The organism is Geothermobacter hydrogeniphilus (assembly GCF_002898515.1).
Taxonomy (GTDB): Bacteria; Desulfobacterota; Desulfuromonadia; order Desulfuromonadales; family Geothermobacteraceae; genus Geothermobacter_A.
In genome coordinates, this window is record NZ_PPFX01000003.1 from 1 (window position 1) to 13,684 (window position 13,684).

Consider the following 13,684-nt stretch of genomic DNA (forward strand, 5'->3'; position numbering starts at 1 on the left):
GTCAGTGCGGGGCTGTCCACCTTAATGCACTGTCCGAAATTTTGGTACCAGCTCTCCTGAATCCGTGAGGTCCTGTTGGATGGAGAGTGCAAGTGCCTGGCCTGAATGGGATTTCCAAAAACCTGAAGCGCACCCATAGGTTCGCTGGTGATTTTTGGGAAGCTCAGGTAGGCCGATGACTTGTGCAATCCGCCGACAAGGGATTCACTGATTCAGGAATAAAACAGGCAATCGTTGCAAGCGGCCCACTTGAAACATTCTCCCGAAGCCCTATATTTTTTCAAAAGGAGGTGCATTGAGGAGATGTCTGTTCAACCACCCGATCCCGGTCGCAACTGGCCGGACCGCCACCCGCAACTGGCCCCGTTCTGCAAAAGTGACAACCGCCGCGCCTTGTGGCAGGTTGTCAACACCGTCGGCCCCTACCTGCTGCTCTGGTACCTGGCGGTCAACAGCATCAAAAAGGATGTCCCCTGGCCGCTGACCGGCCTGATACTGCTGTTCGCCGCCGCCTTTCTGGTACGGATTTTCATCCTCTTTCACGACTGCGTCCACGGCAGTTTTTTCACCGCCAGAAAAGCCAACACCTTTTTCGGCTACCTCTTCGGCCTGCTGGTCTTCACCTCCTTCGAGGACTGGCGGTTCACGCATCTGCGCCATCATGCGACTTATGCCAACCTCGATGCGCGCGGCTTCGGCGACATCTGGACCATGACGGCGGAGGAATATCGGACCAGCTCGCGGTGGAAGCGCCTGGGGTATCGTCTTTATCGCCATCCCCTGGTGCTGCTCGGCTTCGGAGCGCTGTTCAACTTCCTGCTGCACAACCGCCTGCCCGACCGCCGGGCCCGCCGCCAGGAAGCCATGAGCGTGATCCTGACCAACCTGCTGCTGTTGGCCATCGCCCTGATCGCCGGCGCCAGCATCGGCTGGCGCACCTACCTGATCGTGCAGTTGCCGATTCTCTGGCTGGCCGGCGCCATGGGGATCTGGCTCTTCTACGTGCAGCACCAGTTCGCAGGGGGGTACTGGGCACGCCAAGAAGACTGGGACCCGCTCCGGGCCGCCATGGAGGGAAGTTCCTTCTACCGGCTGCCGGCCGTTTTAGACTGGTTCTCGGGACACATCGGCTACCATCACATCCACCATCTCAAACCGCGCATCCCCAACTATTTTCTGCCCCTCTGCCAACGCACCATCCCCGCCCTGAAGCAAAAACGACCGATACGGCTGCGCCAGAGCCTGTCCTGCACCAGGGTCAAACTCTGGGATGAGGCGGCTGGACGCATGGTTGATTTTTCGGGGGAGACTCCTGCCACGGGCAACTGAGGAATGAAGGGCTCCGGGCGTTCAGAAAGGCTGGGGTCTGCTGCGGACCGGAAGACCGCTCAATCCGCCGCAACCTCAATCTGCTTCGGCTTGCCGGCCGGCTGTTTGGGCAGCACCACGCGCAGGACGCCGTTTTCACAGCGGGCACTGATCTCTTCTTCACTGATGCCGGGAGGCAGGGCGAAAATGCGGCTGAAGGGACCGTAGTTTCCCTCGATGCGCTGAAAACCCTCCTCCTGCGGCAGCTGCCTCTCGCCAGAGACCGCCAGCTGGTGGTCCTCGACCTGCAGGGTGATATCCTCCTGCGGGACACCGGGAAGCTCCAGACAGAGGACAATCTGCGTTTCGTCTTCGTAGATATCCGTCAGCGGCTGCCAGGGGATCGCCTCGGGCAGCTTTTCCTCGACCAGGGAACGATCTTCGCGGGACATCTCATCCATCCTCCGGCGCAATTCTTCCAGTTCGGGCAGGGGATTCCATCGGACCAGCGGCATGATTCTTCTCCTCCAACGCAAGGGGGGGCTATTGTCCACCAGCCGAGCCCGGTTTGCAAGCCTCGGAGAGCTGGTCCCGGGCGGACATCTCCACCTGTCCGGCAGCGAAAAGACGCTCCAGGTTGATCTCCCGCTGCTCCGGATCGGCAACGAACTCCCGGATCGCCTGCATCCGCCGACGGATCTCCTGTTCGCAGTGACGACGCAGATCGGCCAGGGTCTGTTCAAGACGCTTCTCACAGCGCGGATGAGGAACGCCGTGCGCCTTGTCGAGCTCCATCTTGATCCGTTCACGGTGCAGCTCCTGCAGCTGCCGCAAGGGTTCGTCACCGAAATAAAAGACCTCCGGCACCAGCGCCGAAAAGCTGACCACCCCCTGGATATTGCGCCCTTCGACCCGGTAGGCCTCCAGCAGCTCCGGCTCGAAATCGAGATAATTCGGCTGCGGCATGAACATCCGCGGCAGGTACTGCAGCACCTTTTCGGCCTTCTGGCGATGCCCGCCGATGATCACCGAGGCGCCGACTTCACCGCGTTGCGAACCCTTGGTCCAGGGCGCGCCGGTGATGCCGAAATCGTTGAGCACCGGCAGGTAGATCAGGACCGAGAGAGTGTTGATCGCCAGGGCGAAACCAGCCGATGGGCCACCGACGCTGTAGGACGCCGAGAGCAGTTGATGATGGAGGGTATAGCCGTCGAGATAGGCGCCGAGCAGCCGGGAAACGTTGAACTCGGGGCAGAGCGACTGCAGGTAATTTTCAACCAGGGTGAGAGCTTCCTGCGCGCTCTGTCGGGTCATCTGCACCGCCAGATCCATTTCGGCGGCCCCCGGCGCCGCTGAGGAAACCGCGCCGGTGACGACGATTTTTTCCGGAAACATGCGATAGACCAGCGACGAGGCGATCGGCAACAGCACGCCGCTGGTCTCGTTGGCACCGACCCCGACCACGAAGCCGACCTGCGGTTCGTTGGAGAGTTCGGTTTCGAGAAACTGGTCGAGATCCTGCTTGCCCTTGCGGGTCGGGCTGGCGGCGAGTTGCTGACGGGCCGACTGCAGGTGCCAGGTACTGACCGGATAGCTGCCGTCTTCCTGATAATGCCCCAGCTTTTCGGCCGCGGGAGCCAGGCAGCGGAGCAGTTCCTCCTCACCCTGACGGGCCTTCAGGGCCAGCGTATTGTCCCCGGCGGAGCCCTCCAGCAGACCGAGCAGAATCTTGTAATTGAAACGCACGAAACGCGCCCGGTCGGCTTCGCTGCCGCGCACCGCGGCCTGCAGCTTTTCAATCACCTCGATTTCAGTGGTGCGCAGACTGCGGATCTTTTCGGCGAAGGCGGTGAAGTCGGCCGGGGTTTCGCAGAGGCCGCGCGCCGAACGGACAATTTCTTCGTGACTGAGGTTCTCCTCCAGGGGGATGCCGGCCATCTCCTTGCGGATGATGCGCAGGGCATCCTCGTCACGCAGATGACCGGTGACATTGAGCACCTTGAGCCGCTTGGAACGGATCAGCGCCGGGTCGAGGATATCGAGCCGGTTGGTGGTCAGCACGGTGAAAACCCGGTTGAGTGGCGCTTCGCCGTCGATGATGGAGAGGAACTTGTTGGTCACCTTGTCGTAGGGGCTGCCCCCGGTCGGACTGCGGCGCGGGGCGATGGCGTCCCCTTCGTCGAAAAAGACCATCGACGGTGAAAGCATCTTGGCGATGTCATAGGCCCGTTCGAGATTCTCCACCATCCCCTCCAGCGGCGACATCGGGTCAGTCAGGTCGTTGAGGTTGACCACCAGGTCCTGCACCTCGCGATTGTCTCCCAGCCAGGCCTGCACCATGTAGGTCTTGCCCGATCCGGGCGGCCCGGTCAGCACCACCCCCTTCTCCTCGTTGACGTTGTAGTAGAGGGAGTTGTTGGCCATTTCGGAGAACTCGTTCTTGATGGTGCCGATATACTCCGACCACTGCACCGAGCGATCCATGTGCCCGACCAGCTTGTTGTAAAGGGATCCATGGACATTGCGCGCCACGGCCTTGAGGGCGTCCCGCACCAGGAACTGGTCATCGAAGTAGACCGGATCGAAGTCCCCTTTGAGGCTGATGATCGAATGAATCAGCCGCCGCACGTAGGCGGGAATCATGCGCAGCGAACGCTCGCGAAAAATCGGCGCCAGCTTTTCGACGGTCCGCTCAAGGGCACTCTCCGGAACCCGATTTTCATCGAGGCGGTCGGTTTCGAAAGTAAAATTGTGCCGCCGCAGTTCCATCCGCACCACTTCCTTCAGGTTCTCCGGATCGCACCAGTAGTCGCCGATGTCGATCACCAGCCCGCGCTCGACAAAACGCCGGTAGATGGCCGGGTCAAATTGTTCCGGCTGATCGGTGGTGGCGATCAGCAGGCAGTCACGGCGACCGAAGGCGATCTCGTCGAGGATGATGTTGGCGGCATCGACCAGGGTCGACTGCTGCCCCTTGACGGCACTCATCTGGTCGGGTCGGCCGAAGGCGCTGTGGGCTTCCTCCAGGTGGCGGATGCAGGTCCGGCGCGGGTCCCCCATCGCCTTGCGCAGGTAATTGCCCGGCTCTCCCGCCCAGGCGGTCTGGTAATCGTTGGGGGTGATCATGGCGAAATCGACCGGCACCCCTTCTTCTTCCAGGTTGGAAAGCGCCTGGCTGATGCGCTTGCGATAGAAATACTTGATCAGCGGCAGATGGGAGAGGAACCGCAGCAGTTCCAGTTTATGCCGCCGTTCTATGGCGACCGCCAGCTCGAAATCGACCTCCTCAAGACTGCGCCAGATCGGCTGATCGGCCAGAACTTCCTCGCGCTTGGCCTGCAGGTCGAGCACCGGGCGGACCTCGTTCTGAAAGATCGCCTGTTCCACCGCCTCCTTGACGGTCACGCTTTTGCCGCTGCCGGAAGAGCCGATCACCAGCACCAGCGGCGTACGCGGCACTTGGGGATCATCACTGTATTCCTTGAGAATATGGGCGTGGTAGATCTTCTTGAAAAGATCACACAGAGCTGGAGGGACAAAAATATCGGAGGTGCGTTTTTCCAGCAGGAAACGCAGGTACTGGTAGTCGTGCCAGTCGAGTTCGCGGTCGAGAATCCGCTCCCAGGTGGCGTTGGCGCTTTGCGAACCGGATACCTCGATACGCCGCCGCCAGTCGGAGAGCCGTTCCGGATCGCAGAGATGGACAAACCTTCGCTCCCGGGGCCAGAAGACGCTGTGCAGCCAGATGGGAAAGGTTTTCAGAATCGATCGCGAGGGCGTGTACTGGTGCAGGCGGCGCAGAACGAAACGCTGGGTTTCGAAGCTCCAGGAATCGACCAGTCCCTCAATTTGCGCGATTCGCCGCTCGGAGAGCCTGACGTAGATCGGGCTGCGGGTTTTGCGGTATCTGCTCATGCCGCTGCTCCACCTTTTCAACATTCACCCGGCTGGTCGGCAGGACCACCGGGATGCCGCCATTGGTGTTGTTGAGAACAAAGGTATTCTGGCCGAACTGGTTCTTTTCATAGGCGGTCGCCCACTTCTGCTGGTTGAGAAACTGGAACAGGGCGCGATTGTCATCGGCCGTCATACCGAGAGCGGTACGGAACTGCCGAATCGAATCGCTGTAGGCGGCGTAGAGCTTGCGGGTCCGGCTCGCTTCCTGGTCGGCGGCGTAGTTCTCCGCCTCGGCGATCAACTCGCGACGTTTTTTCTCTTCACTGGCGGCGGCCAGTTTTTCGCCGAACCGGGTGTCACGGAGAATAAACGAAACGATTTCAATCCCGTACTTGTCCTCCAGGGTCGGCCCGCCCTTGTTGATCGGCCGCTTCTTCAGGTCGATAAAAATTTCTTCCTTGATCCGTTCACGTTTGGAGATCAGGTCATCGACCATATTGGCCTGCATGACATCCTTGACGATGCCGTCGAAGTCGTTCTGCAGCAGGCTCTGCGGCGACTGGTTCTCGATCCCCCAGCGTTCCAGGTCACGAATGCGGTAGGTCAGCATGGCACTGGTCCAGAGGGCGACATTCCCCTGCGAGACGATGCGCACCGGCTCCGGCCGCCCGCCGAGGTGCATCTCCTGGTTCATCAGCGGAACCTCCAGTTCCAGGCGGGTGAAAAAGGGCAGGCGGCCGTGCCAACCGACTTCATCGACCACCCGTCGCTGTCCGCCGAGATCTTCAAGGATCACGGCATAGTTGCGTCGCACCTTGTAGAAGGTCTTGGTCGCGTAGACCAGCGCCACCAGGCCGTAGAGCATCAATCCGGTAACCAGCAGCAGAATGCCGCGCTTGATGAAATTCTTCACCCGCGCCCGCTGCAGCAGACGATAGCGTTGTTCCTCTTCCACTCTCCCACCTCCGGGTCAGCAGTGGGTGAATTATACCATTTTTTCGAGACCTTACCCGGAGACCGAAAGACGGGTGGATTGTCCCGCGGCACCCCCTGTGCTAATTTATCCGCATCAACCATCTGCCATCCAGGGAGGGAATCCATGCCCAGCAAGGTTTATTTTGCCGATCTGCGCAGCGGCTATCGGGAAAACCTGTTCGACAAACTCACCCGCCTGCTGACTGAAGCCGGCCTGACCGATCTGTTCCAGCGCGGCAGCCTGGTGGCGATCAAGGTTCATTTCGGCGAAAAGGGCGGCCATGCCTACATCCGGCCGACCTTCCTACGCCGCATCGTCGATATCCTGCGTGACGCCGGACACAAACCCTTCCTCACCGACTCCAGCACCCTCTACCCGGGGGAACGCAAGGAAGCGATTTCCGCCCTGCGCTGCGCCATCGAAAACGGCTTCGACTTCGCCGTCGCCGGCGCGCCGCTGATCATGTGCGACGGGCTGCGCGGCCACAGCGCGCGGCGGGTACCGATCAACGGTGAGCTGCTGCAGGAGGCGGAAATCGGCTCGGAGATTCTCGAGGCCGACGGCCTGGTGGTGGTCAGCCATTTCAAGTGTCACGAGCTGACCGGCTTCGGCGGGGCGATCAAGAACCTCGGCATGGGCTGTTCCAGCCGGACCGGGAAGATGGAACAGCACTGCAATGTCGCACCGACGGTCAAAGAAGAACGCTGCACCTCCTGCGGCGCCTGCCTGCGGGTCTGCGCCCACTCGGCCATCAGAGCGGTGGACGGCAAGGCCCGCATCGACCCCGAAAAATGTGTCGGATGCGCCCGTTGCATCACCATCTGCCGGGATACCGCCATCAGCATCAACTGGGGGGCCGAGTCGAACCAGGTGATGAAAAAAATGGCCGAGTACGCCCTCGGCGCGGTGAACGGCAAACCGGATCGCGTCCTGTTCATCAACTTCGTCACCCAGGTCTCCCCGCTGTGCGACTGCTACGGCCACACTGACGCGCCGATCGTCCCCGACCAGGGGATCCTGGTCAGCAGAGACCCGGTCGCCATCGACCAGGCCGGCGTCGACCTGGTCAACCGGGCCGAAGCCCTGCCGGGAACCGCCCTGGTCACCAACCTGAAAGCCGGCGAGGACAAGTTCCGCGGCCTGCATCCCGAAATCGACTGGGAAGTCAGTCTCGAACACGGCGAAAAAGTGGGGCTGGGAAGCCGGAAATACCTGCTGGAGACGCTCAAGCCCAAGGGACGGGACTGGTAATAAGAGGCGTGAGATGCGAGGATTACGGCCTTCAGCTGCGAGCTGACCGCAGTTTTTCCGCCAGTTGCTGCAGGGCCTCGCGACCGGCTTCGCCGCGAAAACCGAGCAGGCCGACCAGTCGCCAGGCATCAGCGTCGCGAATCAGACCGACGGCCCGCGGACGCAACAGCATATTGATGAACAGGCCGAGCATCAGCACGATGCAGCCGGCCCAGACCAGCGGCTCGCCCGGATCGCGAGAGAACTGGAAACCACCGTAGAAACGGCCCGACGGGTCGCGGTCGAAGGCGGTCTGGTAGATGGTGATACCGCGATGAACCAGTGGCCGGTTGACTTCGATGGCTCCCCGCCGAACCACCTTGCCCCCCTCCAGGATCGACACCTCACTGTGCAGTTGCTTGAGAACCGGATCCCGATACGCCAGCGGGTAGAAAATCATGCCGCCGACCTGGTTGTCCGGGTCTCGAACCCCAGCTGTCGCCCGGTAATCGGCAACCACCTCTCCCCGATTCAGAATCCTCAGGTCCAGTCGTTTTACAAAGGGATCGAAGTGAACCACATCGGCCTGCCAACCAGCACGCGGCAGGTCAACCCGTTCCCCCTCCCGGGTCGTATACTCACGCAGGGTCTTTTGGCCGGCCGCGTCCATGGCCGCAAAACGCAGGTCAATGGGATAGAAGAGCGGCTCAAAGCGGTCGAGACGAAAATTGAAACCGAGCGGGCGGTCCGTGCCGGCATCCCAGTCAAAAACGGTGGAGCTGGAATCACCGACATAAATATTCAGGGTGCCGACGAATCCGGCGCCGCTGAGCAGCGCCCCGCCCATGATCGCCAGCAGCGAGCCATGAATGATCAGCACCCCGTAGCGGCCGATCCGCCGCCGCCAGGCGAGAATCCTGCCGTCAACAAGCCCTCCCCGGTACCCCTGTCTCTTCAGCAGGTCAAGCAGGGTTCCGGCATCTGCCTCAAGCGGCAAGCGGTAACCGCTGTCGGTCCCTTTGCGCAGTTGCTCGCCCAGTCGCTGCCGGTCCCGCAGACGCCGCATCAGCAACCGCAGGGTGCAGACAATCAGATTGAACGCCAGCAGGCCCAGCAGCAACCGGAACCAGGGGGTCTGGTAGAAGAGTTCGTAGCGGAAGACATCGAGATGAGTATCACGCGACGGCCAGATGGTGCCGAAGACAGCCACCAGCGCCAGACCGAGGAGCAGCACCAGGGCCAGGCGCAGGGAAGAGAAAAAATCGAGCAGTCTGTTCAGCATCTGTTCAGCCTGGCAGGTTGTTGAAAAAGTCATGTGTTCCCCAGGCTGAGCAAAAATGTCCAGATGCAAGGCGTCCGCAACCCCGCGGAATAAGGCGTACCGGAAGGTACGTCGTTGACGCGGGGTGAGGACAACGCAGCAGATGGGCGTTTTCCATCAGCCTGCTAGTGCCGTTTCCAGGGGAGTATGCTACAATCCGGCGACCCGCGGGATTCTAACATCCCGCCCCATAACAGACAACATGGAGGAATAAGACAGTGGAAATGACGATCAGTTTTCCCGGCGGCGTCGCCGTGCAGGCCGACTACAAGGGGTTCAGCATTCTCAGCGACCAGCCGGAGGCCAACGGCGGCACTAACCAGGCCCCTTCGCCCTTTGACCTGTTTCTGGCCGCGCTGGGTAACTGCGCCGGCTTCTTCGCCCTGCGCTTCTGCCAGCAGCGGCAGATCGACACCACCGGCCTGCAGTTGACCCTTGAAGGCGACTGGGATGCCGCGAAGCATCGGCTGGCCAAGGTCAACATCACCATTCACCTGCCGGAAGGTTTCCCGGAAAAATACCGGGCCGCCATCATCAAGGCGACCGACCAGTGTGCCGTCAAGCGGGCGATTCTCGATCCTCCGGAGTTCAGTGTAAAAACTCTGGCCTGAATCAATGCTCTTGTTCTCCCGTCACCTGCCGCTGTCGATCACGAAGGCGGCAGGTGACCACCAGCCCCGCCGGACAGCATCCGGGCTGTTCCCGACAAACTTTTTTTCCGCCCCGAGAATTTACCGTCCCTTTTCCCTTGACCTGAAGCCGAACTGCCGTTATTTTTGCTAAAGTTTTTTAGCCGGATTAAAATCATCTTCCGGTTGAAGAAATGCTTTTTCAGCCCGACCCTTGCCGACGGTCCAAAATTCTTTTCGCAGTATCTCTTTTTTCAGCCGTGAAACCTCCTCCAGAGTTGGCTGGTTCCCCAAGAAGAGAGATCGCCTTGCGAACCCCCCGGTTATCCCCAACCGGGGGTTTTTTTTATTCAAGAGGTTCGAGGTTCGAGGGGGACAGCCCCTCTCCTTAAAGGGACTGTCCCCGTACACCACTCCAGGGCTGATCAAAAGTGCCCGGATGCAAGGCGTCCGAACCCCCGCGGAATAAGGCGTACCGAAAGGTACGTCGTTGACGCGGGGGGAGGACAACGCCGCAGACGGGTGCTTTTCATCAGCCGGCTATTGTCCCAGGCAGGTGTCGAGCAGGTATCGGGCGATGGAGCGCCGCGGCGGCAGGTCGGGCAGCGCATCGAGGGAGAACCAGCGCGCGTCCTCCAGTTCCTTCTCCTCGACCCGAATCTCGCCGCTGACATACGTGGCCCGAAAACCGACCATCAATTGGCTCGGGAAAGGCCAGGCCTGGCTGCCGATGTAACGGATGTCGGCAATTTCCACCCCGGTTTCCTCGCGTACCTCGCGCGCCACGGTTTCCTCCAGGCATTCGGCGACATCGACAAAACCGGCCACCAGGCTGTAGCGATGGGGCGCCCAGTCGGCCTTGCGGGTCAACAGCACCTCGCCGGGGCGCTGCACGATGACGATAATGCAGGGATGGATATGCGGAAAATGAGTGCTGCCGCATCCCCGACAGCTTTTCCCCCATTCTCCGGGCAAACGTTCCAGGACCCCGCCGCAGCGGGCACAACAACGGCTGTTTCGCTCCCAGTGGTTGAGTTGCAGGCCAAGGCCGCCGAGGCTGAGCAGTTCCAGCGGCAGGTGCGGCCTGCCCGTTGTCAGCCCGGCGCCGTTCATCCCCGGGGGCAGGCTCAGTTCCCGCGACAGTATACGCAACCGCAACGGTTCCCCCCGCCAGAGGCCGAGGAAAAGGTCCTGCCCCTTCCCGACCGGCAGCGCCGATGTGGTCGCGGGCAGCAGCGGCTGCTCCGGCGGACCGGCAAAAACCAGGTTCGGACCCTGCAGGGCCAGCAGCAGCCCTTCTCCGCCAGGGTCGACATCCGGCGTCAGCAAGTTGAAACAACCCGCAAGACGGGTACGGTTGAAAGGCAGGTGCAGGGGCGAGGAGTAGCTGTCAGGGAACATGGGATAGACTCCGGTTCAGTTCTGTCGCAATGCCTCGACCGGATGCAGCCGCGACGCCTTCCAGGCCGGGTAGAGACCTGCCAGCAGCCCGGTCAGCAGGGTCACCAGGTTGGCCAGCCAGAAATCTCCCGGCCGCAGCAGCGCGTGCAGGACGTGGCTGGTGGCAAAGTAACGGTTGGAGCTGGTCAGGGCAGTCAGATCGAGGCCATGCGCTGCGAACCAGGACGCTCCGGCCCAACCGGCCAGCCCCCCCACCAGGGCACCACAGAGACCCAGCAGCAGGGACTCGGCAACCACCAGTCGGACAATCCCGGCGGGCCGCATGCCAAGGGCCGCCAGAATACCGAACTCCCGGTAGCGTTCAAAGACGGTCATGGTCATGGTGTTGGTGATGCCGAGGGCGACGATGAAAAAAACGATCAGCACCAGCAGCCGCATGGTGCCGTCATTCAACTCGATCAACTGGCTGACATCGGGGGCGATGCGATCCCAGCTGTCAACCCGGTAACGATCGGAATCGAGGACCGCCGCAAGGCGCGCAGCCTGTTGCTGTTCTTCCCCTGACGGTACCCGCACCACGATTTCACTCACCAGACCGTCAGCCCGGAGCAACGCCCGAGTCGCCGACAACGTCAGGAACAACTGACCGCGATTGAAACCCGCCAGGTCAGTACGAAAAATACCACCGACTTTGAACCTTTTGGCCGCCGGGCTGCCGAGCAGCGAGCGGGCCATCAGTTTCAGTTCATCGCCGACGCCGACCCCGAGAGCCGTGGCCAGTTCGGCGCCGATCAACAGTTCATCCCGCCCGCCGAGGTAGGTTCCGGACTGCAGGCGGGAGGCGATGATGGTCAACCGTGCTTCCCGTTCGGGATCCACGCCGGATAGCAGCACCGAAGCGCTTCCCCCCGGCCCGATCACCAGTGCCGGCGCCTTGAGGCGCGGAGCATAGACCAGGCCGAGGCGATCGAGTTTCCCCAACAGCTCGGGCAAAGCCGGTAACGGACTCAGGGCCACCCGATTGGGGCGATAGCCGGCCGCATGGATCTGAAAGGAACCGGTATCGAGCTGAACAGTACTGGCGACCATTTCATGGTGCAGTCCCGCCTTAAGGGACTGAAAGAGGATCAGGCAGAAAAGGCCGAAGGCGATGGCCGCCACTGTCAGCAGCGACCGGCGCAGGTTGCGACGAACGTTGCGCGCCGCCAGCCGCCAGAGCAACGGGCCGTTCATGCCGCCTCCGCCTTGCGGGCGGTAAAGAAGGAGACCAGACCGTAGACATGGTCGACCCGGCGCACATCGAGCAGTCCGGCTCCCCGCATCAGGTCGGGCAGGTCGCCACGCAGGTTGTCGACCAGCTCCTTCTGCACCAGGACCCAGCGCGCCCCCCAGCCCATCAACCAGCCGATCGGAGTAGTCGGCCGATCGACATCGGCCGTCACCAGCGTTCCACCCGGCTTGAGAACCCGCTCCATCTCGGCAAAGGCACGTTTCTTCAAACCGGTATCGATGTGGTGGGTAAACATCGAATTGACGACCAGGTCGAAACTGGCGTCGGGAAAGTCAAGCGCTTCGGCCACACCGGGATAAAAACGGGCCGGGGCTCCGGCGGCGGCCGCCTTGCGGCGGGCGATCTCGATCATCTTCGGCGCCGCGTCGATACCGACCGCCTCCCCGGGAGCCTGCAGCTGTCCGGCCACCAGCAGCGTCAGACTGCCGGTGCCGCAGCCGACATCCAGGATCCGGTCTCCGGAACTGAACTCCATGTAATCAAGGGTTTTTTCCCGGAACCTGCGCTCCCGACCGAAGGAGAGTCCCTCGATGATCGGATCATAGAGCCAGGCGACATGGTCGAGATCACGCCCCTTAGTTTTCGGTTCATGGGTCATCGCCGGCCTCCAGGGTCATCACGAAACGGTTGTCGGCAGGCCACAGGGAAAGCAGCTGCCCCACGCCACGCAGCCGGAAAAGATAGCGGATCAGCCGCAGCGCGTCCCTGTTGCCGAGCCAGAAGCCGGCTTTTTCCAGCTGGGTAAATCCGGCCAGGGCTTCGCCGACAGCCCGGTGCATGACCCGCTCCACCGATTCCCGGAAGATCCCTTCCACCGGCTGCGTACCCTCGGCGCCGGTCAGCAGTTCCTCCAGACGCTGCTGCTCGACCGCGGTCCCCTCGAAACGAACCGAAGAGACCAGGTAGTTGTGCCGCCGATCAGCGATATCCTGGTAGAAATCAGTCAGGTCATCGATGACCTGCAGGGCCATGCCGATGCGGAAAATCCCCTGGTCAGCCTCTTCAAGCGCCGAGAAACAGTCCTTTTCGATCATCCGCGGCGCGACGAAGGCGAGCTGCAGCAGGTTGCCCCCCTTGTGGACATGGACCGATTCGAGAATCGCCTCCGGGCTGAGGATGTCATGAACGCCCCCCTCTTCGGTCGCTTCCTCCCCGCCGATCGGCACCATCGCCTGGAAGATCTTCTGCTGTACCAGCTGACGCTGCTCCGTCTCCAGCATCCCCAGCAGCACCGCCTCATCCATGACCCGAAACAGGAAGCGGTCAAACAGCAGGATATGCATCACGCTTTTGAAGCGGGTCGCCTGCTCGGGAAATTTGAGCGGCAGCATTTCCTTGTATTCATCATCGAGCAGGTTGTCGGTACCGGTGACAATGCCGCGGATCGCGTGATTGATGACGCCATAGAGCAGGCGCCGTTCCGCGGGGATACCGATCGCCTGGTAAATCGCCAGAAAAAGAATGGAGAAGACATTGCGCTGGGCATAACGCAACGGGTTGATCGGCAGGCGGGTCGGTTTCAGGTAACCCTGCTCAAGGGTTTCCTCCAGCAGGAGCAGAACTTTTTTCTCCACCTCGCGATGTTCACGAACCGAGGGGAGCAGATGGCGCAGATTCAGCAGGGTCATAAG

The 13,684-nt window shown here is 61.4% G+C and carries 11 protein-coding genes; 3 read left to right on the top strand and 8 right to left on the bottom strand.

The window, feature by feature from the left end; genetic code table 11:
- Positions 1 to 303: 303 nt before the first annotated feature.
- Complete coding sequence (locus C2E25_RS01945) at positions 304 to 1,329, top strand: fatty acid desaturase (RefSeq protein WP_103114112.1); 1,026 nt, start codon at positions 304 to 306, stop codon at positions 1,327 to 1,329.
- A gap of 59 nt (positions 1,330 to 1,388) precedes the next feature.
- Here the strand turns inward: C2E25_RS01945 and C2E25_RS01950 are convergent, their stop codons facing one another.
- The 3 genes from C2E25_RS01950 to C2E25_RS01960 are packed head-to-tail and all read right to left on the bottom strand — an operon-like array spanning position 1,389 to position 6,160.
- Complete coding sequence (locus C2E25_RS01950) at positions 1,389 to 1,823, bottom strand: Hsp20/alpha crystallin family protein (RefSeq protein WP_103114113.1); 435 nt, start codon at positions 1,821 to 1,823, stop codon at positions 1,389 to 1,391.
- A gap of 28 nt (positions 1,824 to 1,851) precedes the next feature.
- On the bottom strand, positions 1,852 to 5,223 hold the full coding sequence (locus C2E25_RS01955; protein WP_103114114.1) for an AAA family ATPase: 3,372 nt from the start codon (positions 5,221 to 5,223) through the stop codon (positions 1,852 to 1,854).
- Positions 5,153 to 6,160 (bottom strand): SPFH domain-containing protein, encoded by a 1,008-nt coding sequence (locus C2E25_RS01960; RefSeq protein WP_233189301.1) that lies wholly within the window; start codon positions 6,158 to 6,160, stop codon positions 5,153 to 5,155. Before C2E25_RS01960 ends, C2E25_RS01955 begins: the two co-directional genes overlap by 71 nt.
- Before the next feature lie 144 nt (positions 6,161 to 6,304).
- Between C2E25_RS01960 and C2E25_RS01965 the strand changes: the two genes are divergently transcribed.
- On the top strand, positions 6,305 to 7,432 hold the full coding sequence (locus tag C2E25_RS01965) for a DUF362 domain-containing protein (protein ID WP_103114115.1): 1,128 nt from the start codon (positions 6,305 to 6,307) through the stop codon (positions 7,430 to 7,432).
- A gap of 31 nt (positions 7,433 to 7,463) precedes the next feature.
- Here the strand turns inward: C2E25_RS01965 and C2E25_RS01970 are convergent, their stop codons facing one another.
- On the bottom strand, positions 7,464 to 8,726 hold the full coding sequence (locus tag C2E25_RS01970) for a cytochrome c biogenesis protein ResB (protein ID WP_103114116.1): 1,263 nt from the start codon (positions 8,724 to 8,726) through the stop codon (positions 7,464 to 7,466).
- 230 nt (positions 8,727 to 8,956) lie between these two features.
- On the opposite strand from C2E25_RS01970, the gene C2E25_RS01975 reads away from it, so the two are divergent.
- Complete coding sequence (locus tag C2E25_RS01975) at positions 8,957 to 9,343, top strand: OsmC family protein (RefSeq protein ID WP_103114240.1); 387 nt, start codon at positions 8,957 to 8,959, stop codon at positions 9,341 to 9,343.
- A gap of 558 nt (positions 9,344 to 9,901) precedes the next feature.
- Here the strand turns inward: C2E25_RS01975 and nudC are convergent.
- From nudC to C2E25_RS02000, 4 genes are read right to left on the bottom strand one after another with little or no spacing between them, the layout of a single operon-like run.
- Positions 9,902 to 10,762 carry an NAD(+) diphosphatase gene (nudC, locus tag C2E25_RS01985; protein ID WP_103114118.1) on the bottom strand — a complete coding sequence of 287 codons (861 nt, stop codon included), beginning with the start codon at positions 10,760 to 10,762 and terminating at the stop codon, positions 9,902 to 9,904.
- A gap of 15 nt (positions 10,763 to 10,777) precedes the next feature.
- The gene (locus C2E25_RS01990; protein WP_103114119.1) at positions 10,778 to 11,995 is read right to left on the bottom strand and encodes an ABC transporter permease; all 1,218 of its coding nucleotides are present in this window, start codon (positions 11,993 to 11,995) and stop codon (positions 10,778 to 10,780) included.
- On the bottom strand, positions 11,992 to 12,651 hold the full coding sequence (locus C2E25_RS01995) for a class I SAM-dependent methyltransferase (RefSeq protein WP_103114120.1): 660 nt from the start codon (positions 12,649 to 12,651) through the stop codon (positions 11,992 to 11,994). Before C2E25_RS01995 ends, C2E25_RS01990 begins: the two co-directional genes overlap by 4 nt.
- Complete coding sequence (locus C2E25_RS02000; protein WP_103114121.1) at positions 12,641 to 13,681, bottom strand: hypothetical protein; 1,041 nt, start codon at positions 13,679 to 13,681, stop codon at positions 12,641 to 12,643. The genes C2E25_RS01995 and C2E25_RS02000 overlap by 11 nt, the downstream gene beginning before the upstream one ends.
- Between the last annotated feature and the right edge of the window lie 3 nt (positions 13,682 to 13,684).

Excerpts from the sequence above, each read along its gene's own strand:
- C2E25_RS01945 (WP_103114112.1), top strand. The coding sequence starts at position 304 with ATGTCTGTTCAACCACCCGATCCCGGTCGCAACTGGCCGGACCGCCAC.
- C2E25_RS01950 (WP_103114113.1), bottom strand. The coding sequence starts at position 1,823 with ATGCCGCTGGTCCGATGGAATCCCCTGCCCGAACTGGAAGAATTGCGC.
- C2E25_RS01955 (WP_103114114.1), bottom strand. The coding sequence starts at position 5,223 with ATGAGCAGATACCGCAAAACCCGCAGCCCGATCTACGTCAGGCTCTCC.
- C2E25_RS01965 (WP_103114115.1), top strand. The coding sequence starts at position 6,305 with ATGCCCAGCAAGGTTTATTTTGCCGATCTGCGCAGCGGCTATCGGGAA.
- C2E25_RS01970 (WP_103114116.1), bottom strand. The coding sequence starts at position 8,726 with ATGACTTTTTCAACAACCTGCCAGGCTGAACAGATGCTGAACAGACTG.
- C2E25_RS01975 (WP_103114240.1), top strand. The coding sequence starts at position 8,957 with ATGACGATCAGTTTTCCCGGCGGCGTCGCCGTGCAGGCCGACTACAAG.
- nudC (WP_103114118.1), bottom strand. The coding sequence starts at position 10,762 with ATGTTCCCTGACAGCTACTCCTCGCCCCTGCACCTGCCTTTCAACCGT.
- C2E25_RS01990 (WP_103114119.1), bottom strand. The coding sequence starts at position 11,995 with ATGAACGGCCCGTTGCTCTGGCGGCTGGCGGCGCGCAACGTTCGTCGC.
- C2E25_RS01995 (WP_103114120.1), bottom strand. The coding sequence starts at position 12,651 with ATGACCCATGAACCGAAAACTAAGGGGCGTGATCTCGACCATGTCGCC.
- C2E25_RS02000 (WP_103114121.1), bottom strand. The coding sequence starts at position 13,681 with ATGACCCTGCTGAATCTGCGCCATCTGCTCCCCTCGGTTCGTGAACAT.